At 57.4% G+C, this 22,974-nt stretch carries 20 protein-coding genes, 4 tRNA genes and 1 rRNA gene; all 25 read right to left on the bottom strand.

All coding sequences use genetic code 11. The features are described 5' to 3' along the window. Window position 1: 1 nt before the first annotated feature. Window positions 2–301, bottom strand: a complete 300-nt coding sequence (rplW, locus tag IAE33_RS05940) for a 50S ribosomal protein L23 (protein WP_003255484.1) — start codon at window positions 299–301, stop codon at window positions 2–4. Continuing rightward, on the bottom strand, window positions 298–900 hold the full coding sequence (gene rplD, locus IAE33_RS05935; RefSeq protein ID WP_003255485.1) for a 50S ribosomal protein L4: 603 nt from the start codon (window positions 898–900) through the stop codon (window positions 298–300). Before rplD ends, rplW begins: the two co-directional genes overlap by 4 nt. Before the next feature lie 12 nt (window positions 901–912). After that, a complete protein-coding gene (gene rplC / locus IAE33_RS05930; protein ID WP_028633080.1) occupies window positions 913–1,548 on the bottom strand; it encodes a 50S ribosomal protein L3 in 636 nt (211 codons plus the stop codon). An 80-nt stretch (window positions 1,549–1,628) separates the two neighbouring features. Beyond that, window positions 1,629–1,940, bottom strand: a complete 312-nt coding sequence (gene rpsJ / locus IAE33_RS05925) for a 30S ribosomal protein S10 (protein ID WP_003186070.1) — start codon at window positions 1,938–1,940, stop codon at window positions 1,629–1,631. A gap of 141 nt (window positions 1,941–2,081) precedes the next feature. Then, entirely contained in the window at window positions 2,082–3,275 is a 1,194-nt protein-coding gene (gene tuf / locus IAE33_RS05920) for an elongation factor Tu (RefSeq protein WP_038411791.1), read from the bottom strand. Between the two features lie 27 nt (window positions 3,276–3,302). After that, window positions 3,303–5,447: an elongation factor G gene (gene fusA / locus IAE33_RS05915; protein ID WP_028695406.1), complete on the bottom strand. Its 2,145-nt coding sequence runs from the start codon at window positions 5,445–5,447 to the stop codon at window positions 3,303–3,305. Window positions 5,448–5,477: 30 nt separating this feature from the next. Further along, window positions 5,478–5,948 (bottom strand): 30S ribosomal protein S7, encoded by a 471-nt coding sequence (gene rpsG, locus IAE33_RS05910; protein WP_003246741.1) that lies wholly within the window; start codon window positions 5,946–5,948, stop codon window positions 5,478–5,480. 106 nt (window positions 5,949–6,054) lie between these two features. Next, window positions 6,055–6,426 carry a 30S ribosomal protein S12 gene (rpsL, locus tag IAE33_RS05905; protein ID WP_003255492.1) on the bottom strand — a complete coding sequence of 124 codons (372 nt, stop codon included), beginning with the start codon at window positions 6,424–6,426 and terminating at the stop codon, window positions 6,055–6,057. A gap of 210 nt (window positions 6,427–6,636) precedes the next feature. After that, the gene (gene rpoC / locus IAE33_RS05900) at window positions 6,637–10,836 is read right to left on the bottom strand and encodes a DNA-directed RNA polymerase subunit beta' (protein WP_028633701.1); all 4,200 of its coding nucleotides are present in this window, start codon (window positions 10,834–10,836) and stop codon (window positions 6,637–6,639) included. Between the two features lie 64 nt (window positions 10,837–10,900). Next, window positions 10,901–14,974 (bottom strand): DNA-directed RNA polymerase subunit beta, encoded by a 4,074-nt coding sequence (gene rpoB, locus IAE33_RS05895; protein WP_028633700.1) that lies wholly within the window; start codon window positions 14,972–14,974, stop codon window positions 10,901–10,903. Window positions 14,975–15,194: 220 nt separating this feature from the next. Beyond that, window positions 15,195–15,560, bottom strand: a complete 366-nt coding sequence (rplL, locus tag IAE33_RS05890) for a 50S ribosomal protein L7/L12 (protein WP_003255496.1) — start codon at window positions 15,558–15,560, stop codon at window positions 15,195–15,197. Window positions 15,561–15,638: 78 nt separating this feature from the next. Then, window positions 15,639–16,139: a 50S ribosomal protein L10 gene (gene rplJ / locus IAE33_RS05885; RefSeq protein WP_028633699.1), complete on the bottom strand. Its 501-nt coding sequence runs from the start codon at window positions 16,137–16,139 to the stop codon at window positions 15,639–15,641. A gap of 197 nt (window positions 16,140–16,336) precedes the next feature. Then, on the bottom strand, window positions 16,337–17,032 hold the full coding sequence (gene rplA / locus IAE33_RS05880; RefSeq protein WP_027915749.1) for a 50S ribosomal protein L1: 696 nt from the start codon (window positions 17,030–17,032) through the stop codon (window positions 16,337–16,339). Further along, window positions 17,032–17,463: a 50S ribosomal protein L11 gene (gene rplK / locus IAE33_RS05875; RefSeq protein WP_028633698.1), complete on the bottom strand. Its 432-nt coding sequence runs from the start codon at window positions 17,461–17,463 to the stop codon at window positions 17,032–17,034. The genes rplA and rplK overlap by 1 nt, the downstream gene beginning before the upstream one ends. A 119-nt stretch (window positions 17,464–17,582) precedes the next feature. Continuing rightward, complete coding sequence (gene nusG, locus IAE33_RS05870) at window positions 17,583–18,116, bottom strand: transcription termination/antitermination protein NusG (protein ID WP_043199430.1); 534 nt, start codon at window positions 18,114–18,116, stop codon at window positions 17,583–17,585. 9 nt (window positions 18,117–18,125) lie between these two features. Further along, window positions 18,126–18,494: a preprotein translocase subunit SecE gene (gene secE, locus IAE33_RS05865; RefSeq protein WP_028633696.1), complete on the bottom strand. Its 369-nt coding sequence runs from the start codon at window positions 18,492–18,494 to the stop codon at window positions 18,126–18,128. 44 nt (window positions 18,495–18,538) lie between these two features. Next, window positions 18,539–18,614 (bottom strand) — tRNA-Trp (locus IAE33_RS05860). Between the two features lie 54 nt (window positions 18,615–18,668). Beyond that, a complete protein-coding gene (tuf, locus tag IAE33_RS05855; RefSeq protein WP_038411791.1) occupies window positions 18,669–19,862 on the bottom strand; it encodes an elongation factor Tu in 1,194 nt (397 codons plus the stop codon). Window positions 19,863–19,940: 78 nt separating this feature from the next. Then, window positions 19,941–20,016, bottom strand: a tRNA-Thr gene (locus tag IAE33_RS05850). A gap of 29 nt (window positions 20,017–20,045) precedes the next feature. Beyond that, window positions 20,046–20,119, bottom strand: a tRNA-Gly gene (locus IAE33_RS05845). Window positions 20,120–20,143: 24 nt separating this feature from the next. Beyond that, a tRNA-Tyr gene (locus tag IAE33_RS05840) sits at window positions 20,144–20,227 on the bottom strand. Window positions 20,228–20,379: 152 nt separating this feature from the next. Further along, the gene (locus IAE33_RS05835; protein WP_201162779.1) at window positions 20,380–20,805 is read right to left on the bottom strand and encodes a hypothetical protein; all 426 of its coding nucleotides are present in this window, start codon (window positions 20,803–20,805) and stop codon (window positions 20,380–20,382) included. Window positions 20,806–20,813: 8 nt separating this feature from the next. Beyond that, window positions 20,814–21,563, bottom strand: a complete 750-nt coding sequence (locus tag IAE33_RS05830) for a pantothenate kinase (protein WP_201162778.1) — start codon at window positions 21,561–21,563, stop codon at window positions 20,814–20,816. After that, window positions 21,553–22,512 carry a bifunctional biotin--[acetyl-CoA-carboxylase] ligase/biotin operon repressor BirA gene (gene birA, locus IAE33_RS05825; protein WP_201162777.1) on the bottom strand — a complete coding sequence of 320 codons (960 nt, stop codon included), beginning with the start codon at window positions 22,510–22,512 and terminating at the stop codon, window positions 21,553–21,555. The genes IAE33_RS05830 and birA overlap by 11 nt, the downstream gene beginning before the upstream one ends. A 186-nt stretch (window positions 22,513–22,698) precedes the next feature. Next, window positions 22,699–22,814: ribosomal RNA gene (gene rrf / locus IAE33_RS05820) — 5S ribosomal RNA — on the bottom strand. Window positions 22,815–22,974: the final 160 nt, after the last annotated feature.

The raw sequence follows: 22,974 nt of genomic DNA, 5'->3' as shown, positions 1-22,974 counted from the left end.
CTTACTCAGCACTGCTGCTGAAATCGAGATCTTGGCCTGGCTGAAGGGAGACGATCGCCTTCTTCCAGTCATTACGCTTGCCCAGACCACGTGCGGTACGCTTGGTTTTACCCAGAACGTTAACAGTCGACACGTTTTCAACTTTTACGTTGAACAGGCCTTCGACAGCTTTCTTGATTTCCAGCTTGGTTGCATCGGTAGCAACCTTGAATACGAACTGGCCTTTTTTCTCAGCCAGAACGGTAGCCTTCTCGGAAACGTGCGGGCCAAGGAGGACTTTAAATACGCGTTCCTGGTTCATCCCAGCAGCTCCTCGAATTTCTTCACGGCCGAGACAGTGATCAACACTTTCTCGTATGCGATCAGACTGACCGGGTCGGAACCTTGTACGTCACGTACATCGACGTGCGGCAGGTTACGAGCAGCCAGGTACAGGTTCTGATCAACAGCGTCGGAAACGATCAACACATCGCTCAGACCCATGCCGTTCAGCTTGTTCAGCAGATCTTTGGTTTTTGGTGCTTCAACAGCGAAGTCCTGAACCACGACCAGACGGTCGCTACGCACCAGCTCAGCGAGGATGGAGCGCAGGGCAGCGCGATACATCTTCTTGTTGAGCTTCTGCGAGTGATCTTGAGGGCGAGCTGCGAAGGTAACACCACCGCCACGCCAGATCGGACCACGAGTGGTACCAGCACGAGCACGGCCAGTACCCTTCTGACGCCATGGGCGCTTACCGCCACCAGCCACGTCGGAACGGGTCTTTTGCTGCTTGGTGCCCTGACGGCCGCCGGCCATATAGGCCACGACTGCTTGGTGTACCAGCGTCTCGTTGAATTCGCCACCGAAAGTCAGTTCGGAAACTTCGATCGCCTGAGCGTCATTTACATTAAGTTGCATGTCAGTTTCCCCTTAACCGCGAGCCTTGACAGCTGGACGTACAACCACGTCGCCGCCAGTAGCGCCTGGAACGGCACCTTTGACGAGCAGCAGGTTGCGCTCAGCGTCTACGCGAACAACTTCCAGGGACTGCACAGTCACGCGCTCGGCGCCCATGTGACCGGACATTTTCTTGCCCTTGAACACACGACCAGGAGTCTGGCACTGGCCGATGGAACCTGGGACACGGTGCGACACGGAGTTACCGTGGGTGTTGTCCTGGCCACGGAAGTTCCAGCGCTTGATGGTACCGGCGAAGCCTTTACCTTTGGACTGACCAGTAACGTCTACCAGCTGGCCTGCAGCGAAGAGTTCAGCTTTGATCAGATCGCCAGCCTGGAAATCGCCTTCTTCAAGACGGAACTCCCAAACACCGCGACCAGCGGCAACGTTGGCCTTGGCGAAGTGGCCTGCCTGAGCGGCAGTCACACGCGAAGCACGACGCTCGCCGACAGTGACTTGCACTGCACGGTAGCCATCGGTTTCTTCAGTTTTGAACTGGGTGACACGATTCGGCTCGATCTCGATGACCGTGACCGGAATGGAGACACCTTCTTCGGTGAAAATGCGGGTCATACCGCACTTGCGACCGATTACACCAATAGTCATGTTGTAAACCTCATGAGTGTACGGGGCTTTCACCCGCTATGGCCGCCCATTTCAGAGCGTTACACGACTAGACCGAAGTCTTAGCCGAGGCTGATCTGTACTTCCACACCTGCCGCCAGATCAAGCTTCATCAGCGCATCAACGGTTTTATCCGTTGGCTGGACGATGTCCAGAACACGCTTATGAGTGCGAATCTCGTACTGGTCACGCGCGTCTTTGTTGACGTGCGGGGAGACCAGAACGGTGAAACGCTCTTTGCGGGTAGGCAGTGGAATTGGACCACGCACTTGTGCACCAGTACGTTTCGCGGTTTCCACGATTTCCTGGGTGGATTGGTCGATCAGGCGATGGTCGAAAGCCTTCAACCTGATTCGGATTTGCTGATTTTGCATTGGATTTCAGACTCCAGGCTGTTCCCAACGGACGCACTACGCCCGCTAAAAGGAGGCGTGATTCTATAGACGCCCCCAATTAGTGTCAACCCAATAAAAAAAACCCCCGCTGAGCGGGGGTTTTTTCAATCGGTCGAGTGATTACTCGATGATTTTGGCCACAACGCCGGCGCCGACGGTACGACCGCCTTCACGGATAGCGAAGCGCAGACCGTCTTCCATTGCGATGGTTTTGATCAGGGTAACAGTCATCTGAATGTTGTCACCTGGCATTACCATTTCAACGCCTTCCGGCAGTTCGCAGTTACCGGTCACGTCAGTGGTACGGAAGTAGAACTGAGGACGGTAGCCTTTGAAGAACGGCGTGTGACGGCCGCCTTCTTCCTTCGACAGGACGTAGACTTCTGCGGTGAACTTGGTGTGCGGCTTGACCGAACCTGGCTTGACCAGAACCTGGCCACGCTCAACGTCGTCACGCTTGGTACCACGCAGCAGAACGCCGCAGTTCTCGCCAGCACGGCCTTCGTCCAGCAGCTTGCGGAACATCTCAACACCGGTGCAGGTGGTGGTGGTGGTGTCACGCAGACCAACGATTTCCAGCGGATCCTGAACGCGGACGATGCCACGCTCGATACGGCCAGTTACAACGGTACCACGGCCCGAGATCGAGAATACGTCTTCGATCGGCATCAGGAATGGCTGGTCGATGGCACGAACTGGCTCAGGAATGTAGCTGTCCAGAGTCTCTACCAGCTTCTTGACAGCGGTAGTGCCCATTTCGTTGTCGTCTTTGCCTTCCAGCGCCATACGAGCCGAACCGATGATGATCGGGGTGTCGTCGCCTGGGAAGTCGTAGGTGGACAGCAGGTCGCGAACTTCCATCTCGACCAGTTCCAGCAGCTCAGCGTCGTCTACCAGGTCAGCCTTGTTCAGGAAGACCACGATGTACGGAACGCCAACCTGACGGGACAGCAGGATGTGCTCACGGGTTTGTGGCATCGGACCATCGGCGGCCGAGCAAACCAGGATCGCGCCGTCCATCTGGGCAGCACCGGTGATCATGTTCTTCACGTAGTCAGCGTGACCTGGGCAGTCAACGTGAGCGTAGTGACGAATGGTCGAGTTGTACTCAACGTGAGCGGTGTTGATGGTGATACCGCGCGCTTTTTCTTCTGGAGCCGAGTCGATCTTGTCGAACTCAACGACTGCCGAACCGAATACTTCGGAGCAGACGCGAGTCAGAGCTGCGGTCAGAGTGGTCTTACCGTGGTCAACGTGGCCGATAGTGCCGACGTTAACGTGGGGAAGGGAACGATCAAATTTTTCTTTAGCCACGACAGTGAACCTCTTGCCTAAAGGGGATTAGCCTTGTTTTTTAACGAGTGCTTCGACGATGTTCGACGGAGCTTCGGCGTATTTGGAGAATTCCATGGAGTAGCTTGCGCGACCCTGAGACATGGAACGAACGTCGGTCGCGTAACCGAACATCTCTCCGAGCGGAACTTCAGCGCGGACGACGCGGCCGGAGACCGATTCATCCATACCCTGTACCAGACCACGACGACGGTTCAGGTCACCCATCACGTCACCCAGGTAGTCTTCCGGGGTTACAACTTCGACTTTCATGATCGGCTCGAGAACCACGCCACCGCCCTTCTGGGCCAGTTGCTTGGTTGCCATCGAAGCAGCGATTTTGAACGCCATTTCGTTGGAGTCGACGTCGTGGTACGAACCGTCGAATACCGTGGCCTTCAGGCCGATCAGAGGATAACCGGCAACGACGCCGTTTTTCATCTGCTCTTCGATACCCTTCTGGATCGGGGCAATGAATTCCTTCGGAATTACACCACCCACGACTTCGTTCTTGAATTCCAGACCTTCGGTGATGTTGCCCTTCGCGTCAACTTCCGGCTCCGAGAAACGGATCCAGCAGTGACCGAACTGACCACGACCACCCGACTGACGAACGAATTTGCCTTCGATCTCAACGTTGGACTTGGTGATCTTCTCGCGGTACGAAACCTGCGGCTTGCCGATGTTGGCTTCGACGTTGAATTCGCGCTTCATGCGGTCAACGAGGATGTCCAGGTGCAGCTCACCCATACCGGAGATGATGGTCTGGCCAGTCTCTTCGTCGGTCTTGACGCGGAACGACGGGTCTTCCTGGGCCAGCTTGCCCAGTGCGATGCCCATCTTCTCCTGGTCAGCCTTGGTTTTCGGCTCTACGGAGAGCGAGATAACCGGCTCTGGGAAGTCCATACGCTCGAGAATGATTGGCTTGTCGGCGTTGCACAGGGTTTCGCCCGTGGTTACGTCTTTCATGCCGATCAGCGCCGCGATGTCACCAGCGCGAACTTCTTTGATCTCTTCACGCTGGTTGGCGTGCATCTGCACCATACGGCCAACGCGCTCTTTCTTGCCTTTGACCGAGTTGATGACCGAGTCACCGGAGCTCAGAACGCCCGAGTAAACGCGGACGAAGGTCAGCGTACCCACGAACGGGTCAGTCGCGATCTTGAACGCCAGGGCCGAGAACGGCTCGTCGTCGTCAGCGTGACGCTCGTCCTTGCGGACAGCCGGGTCTTCTTTGTCCAGGTCCTTGTCGTCCGGGTTGATACCCTGGATTGCAGGGATCTCGGTCGGAGCAGGCAGGAACTCGATGACGGCGTCGAGAACCAGGGGAACGCCCTTGTTCTTGAACGACGAACCGCAGACAGCCGGAACGATTTCGCTGGCCAGGGTGCGCGCGCGCAGGCCTGCCTTGATCTCTTCGACGGTCAGCTCACCTTCTTCAAGGTACTTGTTCATCAGTTCTTCGTTGGCTTCGGCGGCGGCTTCAACCATGTTGTTGCGCCACTCTTCAGCCAGCTCCAGCATATCGGCAGGAATCTCTTCCTCGCGATAGGTGGTGCCTTTGTCGTCTTCGTTCCAGTAGATAGCCTTCATCTTGATCAGGTCGACCTGACCCTGGAAGTTATCTTCCGAACCGATGGCCAGCTGGATCGGAACCGGGGTGTGACCCAGGCGGTTCTTGATCTGGCCTACGACGCGCAGGAAGTTGGCACCGGCACGGTCCATCTTGTTCACGTAGACGATACGTGGAACACCGTATTTGTTGGCCTGACGCCATACGGTTTCGGACTGCGGCTCAACGCCGGAGGTACCGCAGAACACGACGACCGCGCCGTCGAGTACGCGCAGCGAACGTTCTACTTCAATGGTGAAGTCAACGTGGCCGGGGGTATCGATGACGTTAACGCGGTAGTTGTCATACTGACCAACAGAACCTTTCCAGAAGGTGGTAACGGCAGCGGAGGTAATGGTAATACCCCGCTCCTGCTCCTGCACCATCCAGTCGGTGGTCGCGGCGCCGTCGTGCACCTCGCCCATTTTGTGGCTCAAACCTGTGTAGAACAGGATCCGCTCGGTAGTGGTAGTTTTGCCCGCGTCAACGTGGGCGCAAATACCAATGTTGCGGTAGCGGTTAATTGCTGTAGTACGAGCCATAAAGCCCTCGCAAAATGATTGATGCTTGAATTAGAAGCGGTAGTGCGAGAACGCTTTGTTGGCCTCGGCCATACGGTGCACGTCTTCACGCTTCTTGACTGCAGCACCCTTGCCTTCAGCAGCATCCAGCAGCTCGCCGGCCAGGCGCAGAGCCATCGACTTCTCGCCGCGCTTGCGGGCGTAGTCTACGAGCCAGCGCATTGCCAGAGCGTTACGACGGGAGGGACGAACTTCAACCGGAACCTGGTAAGTAGCACCGCCGACACGACGGGACTTAACTTCGACCAGCGGAGCGATGGCGTCGAGAGCTTTCTCGAAGATTTCCAGGGGGTCGCTGTTCTTGCGCGCTTTGACAGTATCCAGGGCACCGTAAACGATGCGCTCGGCTACGGCCTTCTTGCCGCTTTCCATCACGTGGTTCATGAACTTGGCGAGAATCTGCGATCCGTACTTAGGATCGTCGAGAATCTCACGTTTTGCTGCTACACGACGTCTTGGCATGATAAGCCCTCAAACGGTCTTCAGGTTAGCCCGGGACGTGGGTCTGCGACCCCTGCCCGACCTTACTCTTATCGACTCAAAAAAATGGATGTCTGCAAACGGCCGATTACTTCGGACGCTTGGTACCGTACTTCGAACGACCCTGGTTACGGCCTTTAACGCCCGAAGTATCCAGAGAGCCGCGAACGGTGTGGTAACGAACACCTGGCAAGTCTTTTACACGGCCGCCACGGATCAGGACGACGCTGTGCTCTTGCAGGTTGTGGCCTTCACCACCGATGTACGAGGAAACCTCGAAACCGTTGGTCAGACGCACACGGCATACTTTACGCAGTGCCGAGTTAGGTTTTTTCGGCGTGGTGGTGTACACACGGGTGCACACGCCACGACGTTGCGGGCAGTTCTGCAGCGCAGGAACGTCGGACTTTTCGACCGAACGCTTACGCGGCTGACGTACCAGCTGGTTGATAGTTGCCATCTACTAGCTCCACTGATTGTCTTGCGACGCTATTGTCTTGCAAGAAAGCCAAAAATTGGCGAGACGGAGCCTCACCAAATTTAAGGGTACAAAAGTCTAAAGAGGATCTTGCACCCAGTCAAGACGAAGCCCCGGCCGTCCTCGCCCGATCATCGGCAACATTTCATGTCAGCGATGGTCGTTCGAGGCTGCCGGGGCCCTGCCCTGTACTCAGTTACCGCTGGAGTTCAGTGCTTCGGTCAGTGCGGCTTCAACCTCACTGGCGCTCACACGCAGCGGCTTGTCTGCTTCACGGCGACGCTTGCGCTCGCTGTGGTAGGCCAGACCGGTACCGGCCGGGATCAGACGACCCACGACCACGTTCTCTTTCAGGCCGCGCAGGTAATCGCGCTTGCCGGTTACCGCCGCTTCGGTCAGCACGCGGGTGGTTTCCTGGAAGGAAGCCGCGGAGATGAACGACTCGGTCGACAGCGACGCCTTGGTGATACCCAGCAGCACACGGGTGAACTTGGAGACGAACTTGTCGTCGCCAGCCAGGCGCTCGTTCTCTACCAGCACCTGAGTCAGTTCCATCTGGTCGCCCTTGATGAAGCTGGAATCGCCCGACTCGGAGATCTCGACCTTGCGCAGCATCTGACGCAGGATGGTCTCGATGTGCTTGTCGTTGATCTTCACGCCCTGCAGACGGTAAACGTCCTGGATCTCGTTGACGATGTACTTCGCCAGCGCGCTCACACCCAGCAAACGCAGGATGTCGTGCGGATCGCTCGGGCCGTCGGAGATAACTTCGCCGCGGTTTACCTGTTCGCCTTCGAAGACGTTCAGGTGGCGCCACTTCGGAATCAGCTCTTCGTACGGATCGCTGCCGTCGGTCGGGGTAATGACCAGGCGACGCTTGCCCTTGGTTTCTTTACCGAACGCGATGGTGCCGCTGACTTCAGCCAGAATCGAGGCTTCTTTCGGACGGCGCGCTTCGAACAGGTCGGCAACGCGCGGCAGACCACCGGTGATGTCACGGGTCTTGGACGTTTCTTGCGGAATACGCGCAATAACGTCACCCACACCGATCTGCGCACCGTCAGCAACACCCACCAAGGCGTTGGCAGGCAGGAAGTACTGCGCCGGTACGTCAGTACCTGGCAGGTACAGATCCTTGCCGTTGGCATCGACCATCTTGATCGCCGGACGGATTTCCTTGCCAGCGGCAGGGCGATCCTTGACGTCCAGGACTTCGATGTTGGTCAGGCCGGTCAGCTCGTCGGTCTGGCGCTTGATGGTAATGTTTTCTTCCATGCCCACGAAGGTCACGGTACCTTTCAGCTCGGTCACGATCGGGTGGGTGTGCGGGTCCCACTTGGCGACGATTGCGCCAGCTTCGACCTTGTCACCTTCCTTGACCGAAATTACCGCACCGTAAGGCAGCTTGTAACGCTCACGCTCACGGCCGAACTCATCGGCAATCGCCAGTTCGCCCGAACGGGATACGGCAACCAGGTTACCGTCAGCGCGCTCGACCTGCTTCAGGTTGTGCAGACGAACCATACCGCCGTTCTTCACCTGGACGCTGTCGGCAGCCGAGGTACGGCTTGCAGCACCACCGATGTGGAACGTACGCATGGTCAGCTGGGTACCCGGCTCACCGATCGACTGTGCAGCGATAACGCCGACAGCTTCACCGATGTTCACCTGGTGACCGCGAGCCAGGTCACGGCCGTAGCACTTGGCGCAGATGCCGTAGCGGGTTTCGCAGTTGATCGGCGAACGCACGATCACTTCGTCGATGCTGTTCAGCTCGATGAACTCGACCCACTGCTCGTCGACCAGCGTACCGGCCGGCACGATTACATCCTCGGTGCCTGGCTTGAACACGTCACGGGCAATGACACGGCCCAGTACGCGCTCACCCAGCGGCTCTACAACGTCGCCACCTTCGATGTGCGGCGTCATCACCAGGCCTTGGTCGGTACCGCAATCGATCTCGGTTACCACCAGGTCCTGCGCAACGTCTACCAGACGACGGGTCAGGTAACCCGAGTTCGCGGTCTTCAGTGCGGTATCCGCCAGACCCTTACGAGCACCGTGCGTCGAGATGAAGTACTGAAGTACGCTCAGGCCTTCACGGAAGTTCGCCGTGATTGGCGTCTCGATGATGGAGCCGTCAGGCTTGGCCATCAGGCCACGCATACCGGCCAGCTGACGGATCTGGGCAGCGGAACCCCGCGCACCGGAGTCAGCCATCATGTACATGGAGTTGAAGGACTCCTGATCGACTTCATTGCCCTCACGGTCGATGACCTTCTCTTTCGAGAGGTTGGCCATCATCGCCTTGGACACTTCGTCGTTCGCCTTGGACCACAAGTCGATGACCTTGTTGTACTTCTCGCCCTGGGTTACCAGGCCGGACGCATACTGGCTCTCGATCTCTTTCACTTCATCGGTAGCGTTACCGATGATGCGGGCTTTCTCATCCGGGATGACAAAGTCGTTCACACCGATGGAAACACCGGAGATGGTCGAATAAGCGAAACCGGTGTACATCAGTTGGTCAGCGAAGATGACGGTCTCTTTCAGACCCACCACGCGGTAGCACTGGTTGATCAGCTTGGAGATCGCCTTTTTCTTCATCGGCTGGTTGACCACGTCGTACGGCAGGCCTGCCGGAACAACCTGGAACAACAGCGCACGGCCGACGGTGGTATCGACGATACGGGTATTCTTGGTCACGCTGCCATCGCGGTCTTTCACGGTTTCGTTGATACGAACCTTGATTTTCGCGTGCAGGGCGGCTTCGCCGGCGCGGAATACGCGGTCGACTTCCTGCAGGTCGGCGAATACGCGACCTTCGCCCTTGGCGTTGATGGCTTCACGGGTCATGTAGTACAGACCCAGTACAACGTCCTGCGACGGAACGATGATTGGCTCACCGTTGGCTGGCGACAGAATGTTGTTGGTCGACATCATCAGTGCGCGCGCTTCGAGCTGGGCTTCCAGCGTCAGCGGCACGTGAACGGCCATCTGGTCACCGTCGAAGTCGGCGTTGTACGCCGCACACACCAGCGGGTGCAGCTGAATGGCCTTGCCTTCGATCAGAACCGGCTCGAACGCCTGAATACCCAGACGGTGCAGGGTGGGTGCACGGTTGAGCAGTACGGGGTGTTCGCGGATGACCTCGGCGAGTACGTCCCAAACCTCGGGCAGCTCGCGCTCGACCATCTTCTTGGCAGCCTTGATGGTGGTCGCCAGGCCGCGCATTTCGAGCTTGCCGAAAATGAACGGCTTGAACAGCTCGAGGGCCATCTTCTTCGGCAGACCGCACTGGTGCAGACGCAGGGTCGGGCCTACGGTAATTACCGAACGGCCAGAGTAGTCCACGCGCTTGCCGAGCAAGTTCTGACGGAAGCGACCTTGCTTACCTTTGATCATGTCAGCCAGGGACTTCAGCGGACGCTTGTTCGAGCCAGTGATGGCGCGACCGCGACGGCCGTTGTCCAGCAGGGCGTCGACCGCTTCCTGCAGCATGCGCTTTTCGTTGCGCACGATGATGTCCGGTGCCGACAGATCCAGCAGGCGCTTCAGACGGTTGTTACGGTTGATCACCCGACGATACAGGTCGTTCAGGTCGGAGGTCGCGAAGCGGCCGCCATCCAGCGGTACCAGCGGACGCAGGTCCGGCGGCAATACTGGCAGGACGGTCAGAACCATCCACTCAGGCAGGTTGCCCGAGCCCTGGAAAGCTTCCATCAGCTTCAGGCGCTTGGACAGCTTCTTGATCTTGGTTTCCGAGTTGGTCTGCGGAATTTCTTCACGCAGGCGGCCAATCTCGTGCTCCAGGTCGATCGCGTGCAGCAGCTCGCGGACAGCCTCGGCACCCATGCGGGCGTCGAAGTCGTCACCGAACTCTTCCAGCGCTTCGAAGTACTGCTCGTCGTTCAGCAGCTGACCTTTTTCAAGGGTGGTCATGCCCGGGTCGATAACGACATAGCTCTCGAAGTAGAGAACGCGCTCGATATCACGCAGGGTCATGTCCATCAGCAGGCCGATACGGGACGGCAGCGACTTCAGGAACCAGATGTGGGCAACCGGCGAGGCCAGTTCGATGTGCGCCATGCGCTCACGACGAACCTTGGCCAGGGCAACTTCAACGCCGCACTTCTCGCAGATGACGCCGCGGTGCTTGAGGCGCTTGTACTTGCCGCACAGGCACTCGTAGTCCTTGACTGGGCCAAAGATCTTGGCGCAGAACAGGCCGTCACGCTCGGGTTTGAACGTACGGTAGTTGATGGTTTCCGGCTTCTTAACTTCACCGAACGACCACGAACGGATCATTTCAGGCGACGCCAGACCGATGCGGATGGCGTCGAACTCTTCGACTTGACCCTGGTTTTTCAGCAGATTCAGTAGGTCTTTCAAGGCCTTTCCTCCTGGCGGAGCAGGGAGCGGGCATTACCTGCCCCACTCCCCTTCGCGTCACGTGTTATTCGGTTTCCAGATCGATATCGATACCGAGCGAACGGATCTCTTTGATCAACACGTTGAAGGACTCGGGCATGCCCGGCTCCATACGGTGATCGCCATCCACGATGTTCTTGTACATCTTGGTACGGCCGTTCACGTCGTCCGACTTCACTGTGAGCATTTCTTGCAGGGTGTATGCCGCGCCGTATGCTTCCAGCGCCCACACTTCCATCTCCCCGAAACGCTGACCACCGAACTGCGCCTTACCACCCAGCGGCTGCTGGGTAACCAGGCTGTAGGAACCAGTGGAACGCGCGTGCATCTTGTCGTCCACCAAGTGGTTCAGCTTAAGCATGTACATGTAACCAACGGTCACAGGACGCTCGAACTTGTTGCCGGTACGGCCATCGAACAGCACCATCTGGCCGCTCTCTGGCAGGTCGGCCAGTTTCAGCATGGCCTTGATCTCGCGCTCTTTGGCACCATCGAAGACCGGGGTAGCCATTGGCACACCCTTCTTCAGGTTATGGGCCAGGGCCAGGATCTCTTCGTCAGTGAACTCGTCGAGGTTTTCCTGACGACCACCGATCTCGTTGTAGACCTCGGTCAGGAACACGCGCAGCTCTGCAGCCTTGCGTTGCTCTTCGATCATGCGGTCGATCTTCTCGCCCAGGCCTTTGGCTGCGAGGCCCAGGTGGGTTTCAAGGATCTGACCGACGTTCATACGCGAAGGTACGCCCAGCGGGTTGAGCACGACGTCTACCGGCGTACCGTTGGCATCGTGAGGCATGTCTTCAACCGGCATGATAACCGAGACAACACCTTTGTTACCGTGACGGCCCGCCATCTTGTCACCCGGCTGGATGCGACGGCGGATAGCCAGGTAGACCTTGACGATCTTCAGTACGCCCGGTGCCAGGTCATCGCCCTGCTGCAGCTTGCGCTTCTTGTCTTCGAACTTGTCGTCCAGCAGACGGCGACGGTCGACGATGTACTGCTGAGCCTTTTCCAGCTGCTCGTTCAGTGCATCCTCAGCCATGCGCAGTTTGAACCACTGGCCGTGCTCCAGGCCGTCCAGCACCTCGTCGGAAACCACGGTGCCTTTCTTCAGGCCCGCACCACCGTCGACCACCTGGCCGTTCAGAGCAGAGCGCAGACGTTCGAAGGTAGCGCCTTCAACGATGCGGAACTCTTCGTTGAGGTCCTTGCGGATCTCGTCCAGCTGCATCTTCTCGATGGCCAGGGCGCGGCTGTCGCGCTCGACGCCATCGCGGGTGAAGACCTGTACGTCGATGACAGTACCCTTGGTGCCGGTTGGCACACGCAGGGAGGTGTCCTTAACGTCGCTGGCCTTCTCACCGAAGATTGCGCGCAGGAGTTTCTCTTCCGGCGTCAGCTGGGTTTCGCCTTTTGGCGTTACCTTGCCGACCAGGATGTCACCGGCGCCGACTTCAGCACCCACGTAGACAATACCGGCTTCGTCCAGTTTGTTCAGTGCAGCTTCACCCACGTTCGGGATGTCCGCAGTGATTTCTTCTGGGCCAAGCTTGGTGTCACGGGCCACACAGGTCAGTTCCTGGATGTGGATGGTGGTGAAGCGATCTTCCTGGACCACACGCTCGGACAGGCAGATGGAGTCTTCGAAGTTGAAGCCGTTCCACGCCATGAACGCGATGCGCATGTTCTGGCCCAGTGCCAGTTCACCCATGTCGGTGGACGGGCCGTCAGCCATGATGTCGCCGCGCTGAACCTTGTCACCCTTGCTCACCAGCGGACGCTGGTTGATGCAGGTGTTCTGGTTCGAACGGGTGTACTTGGTCAGGTTGTAGATATCTACACCTGCTTCGCCGGTTTCCACTTCGTCATCGGCCACGCGAACCACGACACGGCTGGCGTCGACCGAGTCGATCACACCACCACGGCGAGCAACCACGCAGACACCGGAGTCACGGGCAACGTTGCGCTCCATGCCAGTACCTACCAGCGGCTTGTCAGCGCGCAGTGTCGGTACAGCCTGACGCTGCATGTTCGAGCCCATCAACGCACGGTTGGCGTCGTCGTGCTCGAGGAACGGAATCAGCGACGCTGCAACAGAAACAACCTGCTTCGGCGAAACGTCCATCAGGGTGACGTCTTCCGGCGCCTTGACGGTGAATTCGTTCAGGTGACGGACCGCTACCAGTTCGTCGATCAGCTGCTTCTTGTCGTTCATCGCGGCCGAAGCCTGGGCGATCACGTGATCAGCCTCTTCGATGGCGGACAGGAACACGATGTCGTCGCTGACCACACCTTCCTTCACCACGCGATACGGGCTTTCGAGGAAGCCGTATTGGTTGGTGCGGGCATAGGCTGCCAGGGAGTTGATCAGACCGATGTTCGGACCTTCAGGGGTCTCGATCGGGCACACGCGGCCGTAGTGGGTCGGGTGTACGTCACGGACTTCGAAGCCGGCACGCTCACGGGTCAGACCGCCCGGGCCGAGTGCAGAGACACGGCGCTTGTGGGTGATCTCGGACAGCGGGTTGTTCTGGTCCATGAACTGCGAAAGCTGGCTGGAGCCGAAGAACTCTTTCACCGCCGCCGCAACCGGCTTGGCGTTGATCAGGTCCTGCGGCATCAAGCCTTCGCTTTCGGCCATGGACAGACGTTCCTTGACCGCGCGCTCTACACGCACCAGGCCTACACGGAACTGGTTCTCGGCCATCTCGCCGACGCAACGTACACGACGGTTACCCAGGTGGTCGATGTCGTCGACGATGCCTTTGCCGTTACGGATATCGACCAGGGTCTTCAGAACCTCGACGATGTCTTCCTTGCTCAGCACACCCGAACCTTCGATTTCGGTACGACCGATACGACGGTTGAACTTCATGCGACCTACAGCGGACAGGTCGTAGCGCTCGGCGCTGAAGAACAGGTTGTTGAACAGGGTCTCGGCCGCATCCTTGGTCGGCGGCTCGCCGGGACGCATCATGCGGTAGATCTCGACCAGTGCTTCCAGCTGGTTGCTGGTGGTGTCGATCTTCAGCGTGTCGGAGATGAACGGGCCGCAGTCGATGTCGTTGGTGTACAGGGTCTCGATACGGACGACCTGTGCCTTCGCAACCTTGATCAGCAGATCGGTGGTCAACTCGGTGTTGCACTCGGCCAGGATTTCGCCGGTAGCCGGGTGCACGATGGCCTTGGCGGTGGTGCGGCCCAGGACGTATTCCATAGGAACGTCCAGCTGCTTCACGCCAGCCTTTTCGATCTGGTTGATGTGGCGCGCAGTGATACGGCGGCCTTGCTCAACGATGACCTTGCCGCTTTCGTCATGGATGTCCATGACCGCGACTTCACCACGCAGACGCTGCGGCACCAGTTCCAGGCTGAGTTTCTCGCCGGAAATGTGGAACACGTTGGTGGTGTAGAAGGTATTGAGCACTTCTTCAGTGCTGTAACCCAGCGCACGCAACAGCACCGAGGCCGGCAGTTTGCGGCGACGGTCGATACGCACGAATACGCAGTCCTTCGGGTCGAACTCGAAGTCCAGCCAGGAACCGCGGTAAGGGATGATGCGAGCGGAGTACAGCAGCTTGCCCGAGCTGTGAGTCTTGCCACGGTCGTGGTCGAAGAACACACCAGGCGAACGGTGCAGCTGGGAAACGATCACACGCTCGGTACCGTTGATTACAAAGGTACCGTTCTCAGTCATCAGGGGGATTTCACCCATGTAGACTTCTTGCTCTTTGATGTCCTTGATCGCTTTGTTCGACGATTCCTTGTCGAAGATGATCAGGCGCACCTTGACCCGCAGTGGGACCGCGAAGGTCACGCCACGCAGGACACATTCCTTCACATCGAAGGCGGGTTCGCCCAGGCGATAGCCTACGTACTCCAAGGCAGCATTGCCGGAGTAGCTGATGATCGGGAATACCGATTTGAAGGCCGCGTGCAGGCCGACGTCGCGGAAGTTATCCTTGGATGCTCCCGCTTGCAGGAATTCGCGATACGAATCCAGCTGGATGGCCAGGAGGTAAGGCACATCCATAACGTCCGGCAACTTGCTAAAGTCCTTGCGGATACGTTTTTTCTCAGTGTATGAGTAAGCCATCAGCGTTCCCCAGCTTGGTCACCTGCTTGTTTGGCTTCTCCCGGCGGGAGCAGCCAGAAAATCGTGCAAACCCCTTGGTTTGCGCCACCCACATGGGTGTTTTGCAGCTCGTTATCGGGGCCGGCTTGGCCGGCCGCCAATAACGGAAAAAGGCCGGTGGCGCAAGCCACCAGCCATCAGCCCTTTGCTCAACGCTCGGACTGGAGTCGCAAAGTCGAGATTACTTCAGCTCGACTTTAGCGCCTGCTTCTTCCAGCTTCTTCTTAGCGTCTTCAGCGGCTTCTTTTGAAACGCCTTCAGCTACAACCTGAGGAGCGCCATCGACTTTCTCTTTGGCTTCTTTCAGGCCCAGACCGGTCAGTTCGCGAACGGCTTTGATCACGTTCACTTTCTTGTCGCCGGCTTCAACCAGAACAACGTTGAACTCGGTCTGCTCTTCAACAACGGCAGCAGCAGCAGCTGGGCCAGCGGCGGCAACAGCAGCGGTAACACCGAAGGTTTCTTCCATCGCTTTGATCAGCTCAACAACTTCCAGAACGGTTTTCTGGCCGATGGCTTCGATGATTTGCTCGTTAGTCAGGGACATGACTTAAATCCTGTATTGGGGTGACAGCCTACGCAGCCATCAAATTAAACGAATGATTTTGAAAGAGTCGCGCGTGCCTTAGGCAGCGGTAGCTTCTTTCTGGTCGCGAATGGCTGCCAGAGTACGAGCCAGCTTGCTGGTAGCGCCTTGGATCACGCTCATCAGTTTCGCAATAGCTTCGTCGCGGGTCGGCAGGGTAGCCAACACGTCGATCTGGTTCGCTGCAATGAAATTGCCGTCAAACGCAGCTGCCTTGATCTCGAACTTGTCCTGACCCTTGGCGAACTCTTTGAACAGACGAGCAGCAGCGCCCGGGTGTTCGTTGGAGAAAGCAATCAGGGTCGGGCCTTTGAACACGTCGTTGAGGATCGAATATTCGGTGCCTTCAACAGCGCGCTTGAGCAGGGTGTTACGTACGACACGTACGTAGACGCCAGCTTCGCGGGCCTCTTTACGGAGTCCGGTCATTGCGCTTACAGTCACACCACGGGCATCGGCCACGACAGCGGACAGAGCGACTTTGGCAGCCTCGTTGACTTCAGCGACGATGGCCTTCTTGTCTTCGAGTTTAATTGCCACGGGTTTACTCCTGGTTTTTACCGTTTCATCTGGCCGAAGCCGGATGTCGTTTTGGTGTCTGATTCGGTAACGAATCGGGAGCACCATCTGCGTGGGCTGGTGTTTTAAGGCTTGCGCCACCTACGGTCTTGGATAGCCCCCGCCAGGCAGGGACCCCAATTTTTGCTGGCGGTGCGACAGGTCGCACCGCCATGTTCTTACACGTCCAGCGAGCTCTGATCGATGACCAGACCTGGGCCCATGGTGGTGCTCAGGGTAACGCGCTTGACGTAGATACCTTTCGAGGAAGCAGGCTTGATACGCTTCAGATCAGCGATCAGGGCTTCAACGTTTTCCTTCAGCTTGCCAGCTTCAAAGCCGATCTTGCCAACGGAGGTATGGATGATACCGTTTTTGTCGGTGCGATAGCGAACCTGACCAGCCTTGGCGTTTTTCACGGCAGTGGCTACGTCTGGGGTTACGGTACCCACTTTCGGGTTAGGCATCAGGCCGCGAGGACCCAGAACCTGACCCAGCTGACCTACAACGCGCATGGCATCTGGCGATGCGATAACGACGTCATAGTTCAGGTCGCCGCCTTTCATTTCGGCAGCCAGGTCGTCCATACCTACGCGGTCAGCGCCGGCAGCCAAAGCGGCCTCAGCAGCTGGACCCTGGGTGAAGACGGCTACGCGAACGGTCTTGCCAGTGCCGTGCGGCAGCACAGTAGCGCTACGTACGACCTGGTCGGATTTACGCGGGTCAACACCGAGGTTAACGGCGATGTCGTAGGACTCTACGAACTTGGCAGCCGGCAGCGAAGCCAGCAGAGTGGCCGCTTCTTCGAAGTTGTAGGCCTTGCCTGCTTCGATTTTCTCGGCGATTGCCTTTTGACGCTTGGTCAGCTTAGCCATTACACACCCTCCACGTTCAGGCCCATGCTGCGGGCAGAGCCAGCGATGGTGCGTACAGCAGCGTCCAGGTCAGCAGAAGTCAGATCGGCCTGTTTGGTCTTGGCGATCTCTTCCAGCTGAGCACGGGTCACGGTACCGACTTTAACGGTGTTCGGGCGAGCCGAACCACTGGTCAGGCCAGCAGCTTTCTTCAGCAGAACCGAGGCAGGGGTGCTCTTGGTCTCGAAGGTGAAGCTACGGTCGCTGTAGACAGTGATGATCACAGGCGTCGGCAGGCCGGCTTCTTGACCCTGGGTACGGGCGTTGAAGGCCTTGCAGAATTCCATGATGTTCACACCGTGTTGACCCAGTGCTGGACCAACGGGTGGGCTTGGGTTGGCCTGGCCGGCCTTAACTTGCAGCTTGATGTAAGCCTGAATCTTCTTAGCCATGAGCTACTCCAAAATCGGGTACGAACGCCTGATGGCTCCCCGGATGACTTGCGTTTTATCCCAGTGACGACAAAACCCCGCAGCACACAGGGCTGCGGGGTATGGGATGCTTCGTCCGCCTAGACCTTTTCGACCTGGCTGAACTCGAGCTCCACAGGCGTGGAGCGACCGAAAATGAGCACTGCAACCTGCAGTCGGCTCTTTTCGTAGTTAACCTCTTCGACACTGCCGTTGAAGTCTGCGAACGGACCATCAACAACACGAACCACTTCACCTGGCTCGAACAGCGTCTTCGGCTTGGGCTTGTCACTGCCGTCGGCAACGCGACGCAGGATGGCCTCGGCCTCTTTATCGGTGATAGGCGCAGGCTTGTCTGCAGTACCACCAATGAAACCCATTACACGAGGGGTGTCCTTGACCAAGTGCCAAGTCCCTTCGTTCATCTCCATCTGGACCAGTACATAGCCAGGGAAGAATTTGCGCTCACTCTTGCGCTTCTGGCCGTTGCGCATTTCGACGACTTCTTCGGTCGGAACCAGGATCTCGCCGAAACCGTCTTCCATGCCAGCCAGCTTGACACGCTCAATCAGGGAGCGCATCACATGCTTCTCGTAACCCGAGTAAGCATGAACAACATACCAACGCTTAGCCACGGGACACCTTTAGCCAACGATCAAGGAGACCGCCCAACCGAGCAGGGAATCGAGCCCCCACAACAGCAGTGCCATAACCAGCACGACAGCCACGACAATCAACGTGGTCTGGGTGGTTTCCTGGCGGGTCGGCCATACGACTTTACGAATCTCGGCACGTGCTTCCTTTGCCAGCGCGAAGAACGACTTACCCTTCACTGTTTGCAAGGCAACGAAGCCTGCAGCAGCAGCAAGAACAAGAAGCGCGAGGACACGGTACAGGATTGGCGCTGCGGAGTAATACTGATTACCCACCACACCAACTACCACCAAAGCCACTACAGCCAGCCACTTGAACAGATCAAAACGCGATTCTTGGGCTTCAGTTTTGGGGGTCATCGAGGAGGATCCTGTAATAAGAAAGCCATCACACCGAGGTGAAATGGCAGGTCAGGAGGGAATCGAACCCCCAACCTACGGTTTTGGAGACCGTCGCTCTGCCAATTGAGCTACTGACCTGTAACGCTGTATCAGGCCGGCTATTATACCGGCCTAATCAAGTAAATCAACTACTTATTCAATGATTTTCGCTACGACACCGGCGCCGACGGTACGACCGCCTTCACGGATAGCGAAGCGCAGACCGTCTTCCATTGCGATGGTTTTGATCAGGGTAACAGTCATCTGAATGTTGTCACCTGGCATTACCATTTCAACGCCTTCCGGCAGTTCGCAGTTACCGGTCACGTCAGTGGTACGGAAGTAGAACTGAGGACGGTAGCCTTTGAAGAACGGCGTGTGACGGCCGCCTTCTTCCTTCGACAGGACGTAGACTTCTGCGGTGAACTTGGTGTGCGGCTTGACCGAACCTGGCTTGACCAGAACCTGGCCACGCTCAACGTCGTCACGCTTGGTACCACGCAGCAGAACGCCGCAGTTCTCGCCAGCACGGCCTTCGTCCAGCAGCTTGCGGAACATCTCAACACCGGTGCAGGTGGTGGTGGTGGTGTCACGCAGACCAACGATTTCCAGCGGATCCTGAACGCGGACGATGCCACGCTCGATACGGCCAGTTACAACGGTACCACGGCCCGAGATCGAGAATACGTCTTCGATCGGCATCAGGAATGGCTGATCGATGGCACGAACTGGCTCAGGAATGTAGCTGTCCAGAGTCTCTACCAGCTTCTTGACAGCGGTAGTGCCCATTTCGTTGTCGTCTTTGCCTTCCAGCGCCATACGAGCCGAACCGATGATGATCGGGGTGTCGTCGCCTGGGAAGTCGTAGGTGGACAGCAGGTCGCGAACTTCCATCTCGACCAGCTCCAGCAGCTCAGCGTCGTCTACCAGGTCAGCCTTGTTCAGGAAGACCACGATGTACGGAACGCCAACCTGACGGGACAGCAGGATGTGCTCACGGGTTTGTGGCATCGGACCGTCGGCGGCCGAGCAAACCAGGATCGCGCCGTCCATCTGGGCAGCACCGGTGATCATGTTCTTCACGTAGTCAGCGTGACCTGGGCAGTCAACGTGAGCGTAGTGACGAATGGTCGAGTTGTACTCAACGTGAGCGGTGTTGATGGTGATACCGCGCGCTTTTTCTTCTGGAGCCGAGTCGATCTTGTCGAACTCAACGACTGCCGAACCGAATACTTCGGAGCAGACGCGAGTCAGAGCTGCGGTCAGAGTGGTCTTACCGTGGTCAACGTGGCCGATAGTGCCGACGTTAACGTGGGGAAGGGAACGATCAAACTTTTCCTTAGCCATCGATACAATCCTCCGCAGAAGAAATAGTCTTGCGCTGATAAAACAAAGGCAGATATTTTCATATCTGCCTTGTTTATATGGAGCTCTTGAGCGGACTTGAACCGCTGACCTCACCCTTACCAAGGGTGTGCTCTACCAACTGAGCTACAAGAGCGAAACACGTTGTGCAAAATCCAGCAAACTTGGAGCGGGTAGCGGGAATCGAACCCGCATCATCAGCTTGGAAGGCTGAGGTTCTACCACTAAACTATACCCGCGGAGCTTACGGCTCTCGCTAAAACTGGTGGAGGGAGAAGGATTCGAACCTTCGAAGCTCTCGCAACGGATTTACAGTCCGTCCCCTTTGGCCGCTCGGGAATCCCTCCAGATGTGGCCGGCATTCTATTTGTCTGCCGCCTCAGTGTCAAGCGATTTTTCAAATTTTTTCAATCAAATCTGAAACTTAGCTACTTTGACACCGCTTCCAGTTCTGCCACCTGAGTGGTGTTCCCTGCGAAGCGGGCGCCATTCTATCAAGCTATTCACCAGTTGCAATACCCTGGCAGAAAATAATTTTATGTTTTAAGTCTTTGAAATCATTGGAAAGAGCCGCCAGGGCTGCTGCGTCCAGTAAACGCTCGCTGTCGGGCTCCACCTTTAGCCAGCGCCCTTCCGCACCTGGCAGCTGTGCAACCACCGGAAGCGTTGCTATGTCCAGGCTCGTCAACCTCTGCCGCAGGGCATCGATCTGCTCCTGGCCCATGGCGCCACCCACTATCAGGCACTCGTCGCGACGCCTGGGCGATGCCGCCACACCCGCCTCGCGCACCAGGCGTATTTCCTGCTGGCTGCCTTTATACAAAGACAGGGGCGCAACCTCTTTTACCCTCAACGGCGCGCCTTGCTGATGCCACACGTAATAAAAGGCATTGAGTACCAGCAACAGCAAAAATAACCAGCGCATAGGGCACCTCAGTTCAATGGACAGGCCATCGCCAAACCGACGAAGACCAGATCAGGCACCACCCGAGCCTGTGGGAGCGTATCCCTCAGCAACGGTGCATCACCGCCCGCAAGGAAGACCGTAAAGTCACTCCCCCAAAGGGCATGCGCCTGCTCGATCTGCGTCTGCGCAAAGCCCTGCAGCATCAGCACGCAGCCACGTTCTACCGCTTCAACCGTGGAACGGCCCGGCAACAAGGTGGCCAATGCGCGCTCAGCGGAGGCATCATCGTAGCGAATGCGCCGCGTATGCGTGCGCAGCTGGCCGCGCATCAAAGGCATACCAGGGCAAATGTAGCCGCCGAGGTGTTCACCGTCTGCGGCTACATAATCCGCTTTTGCTGCTGTGCCCAGGTCTATTACCAGGCACGCGCCACGTGCAAGGTGGTAGGCGCCCAGAACAGCCAGCCAGCGATCCATACCCAAGCGCTGGTAGTCGTCATAGCCATTTCGCACACCGGCCATTTCTCGGGCAGAACGCGCCACATGCGACTGCACTGAAAACACCTGCGCAATCAGCGTGCACAGAGCTTCGGTCTCTTCTTCACTTCTGACGCTGACAATTCGGCAGCCTGTCAATTGCACCGCAGGCAGGGCAGCCACACCCTCCACAAGCGCCTGGTCAGACTCAACGGTTCCACCTGCGACAATCATGGCATCCAGGCTATGGATCACCCGCCACTTGATGAAGCTATTGCCGCAATCGAGCTCAAGAATCATCACGCAACCTCAAACTCAGCTCACCGCCACTGAAGCTTTTTTCAACGCCGTCCACCACAAGGCGCAAACCGCCTTGCCCATCAACGCCCAGTACCAAGCCGTCAATGCGCGTGGTGCCTGCTATCAGTGACACGTTACGCCCTTGCCACAGATGCGCCTGCTCCCATTCCTCTTGAAACGCTGCAAAGCCATAGCGGCGATGACGGGCAAGTTCATGCTGCAACTGTTGACTGAGCGAGGCGACCAGGTGGTTGCGATCAATCACCGCTCCCACCTCACGCCGCATGGATGTCCATTGCTGATCTACCTGCGCGTTGACCTGCATGTTTACATTGATGCCGATACCCAGCACCACATGACAAACATCGGCAGGGTCGCCTACCAGCTCGAGGAGGATGCCGGTGATCTTCTGGCCATTGACCAGAACGTCGTTAGGCCACTTCAGGCCTACAGCATTCACGCCAAATGCTTGCAGGGTGCGCATAACGGCCAAGCCAACAACCAGGCTCAAGCCCTCAAGCTGGCGTATACCGCCGTCTACGCGCAAGACCAGGCTGTAGTAAAGGTTCTCGGCGAAGGGGCTGACCCACTCTCGGCCACGCCGCCCACGACCAGCACTCTGGCGCTCCGCCAACACCACGAAAGGCGCCTGCTGCCCTTGTGCTGCCAGGCGCAAACCCTCTGCATTTGTAGAGTCGATGGATTCATGAATGAAGACGGGCCACGGGGCTTGCGTGGCAAAGCCGGCTATAGCCTTTGCGTCGAGCATTGCCAAGGGCGCAGCTAACTGGTAGCCACGGCCACGGACCTTGTGAATGGTGAGGTTAAGTTCGCTCTCAAGGTGTTGCAGCTGTTTCCATACCGCACTGCGACTCACCCCGAGGGCTGCCCCTAGAGCTTCTCCGGAATGGAATCGGCCATCCTTGAGGAGGTTCAACAACTTCAGCATGCCAGTCTCAACGTTGGATAAGGCAGGCATGATAGCCATGGGTCGTGGGCTTGCATAGGAAAAGGGGCGTTCCGGTGATGCCCTGCCCTCAGCGGGACAAGGGCTGCCGCAAGCTCTGGGGGAATTTTTATCGCACAAAGACAAAACCCCTACCTGCATGCGCAGATAGGGGTTTTGCGAAATGAATCTTGACGATGACCTACTCTCACATGGGGAAACCCCACACTACCATCGGCGATGCATCGTTTCACTACTGAGTTCGGGATGGGATCAGGTGGTTCCAATGCTCTATGGTCGTCAAGAAATTCTGTTGCCAGAAGGTCTTGATAGACACTCCAGCGAATCCGGATATGTGATGTTTGTGAATCGCGAACTTTCGGTTCATAGCGTCTTCACCACCACAATCTGCTTAGCAAATTGCTTGGGTGTTATATGGTCAAGCCTCACGGGCAATTAGTATTG

It is taken from the genome of Pseudomonas sp. S60 (assembly GCF_016647865.1).
GTDB lineage: Bacteria > Pseudomonadota > Gammaproteobacteria > Pseudomonadales > Pseudomonadaceae > Aquipseudomonas > Aquipseudomonas parafulva.
This window is presented reverse-complemented; position numbering and strand designations above follow the sequence as displayed.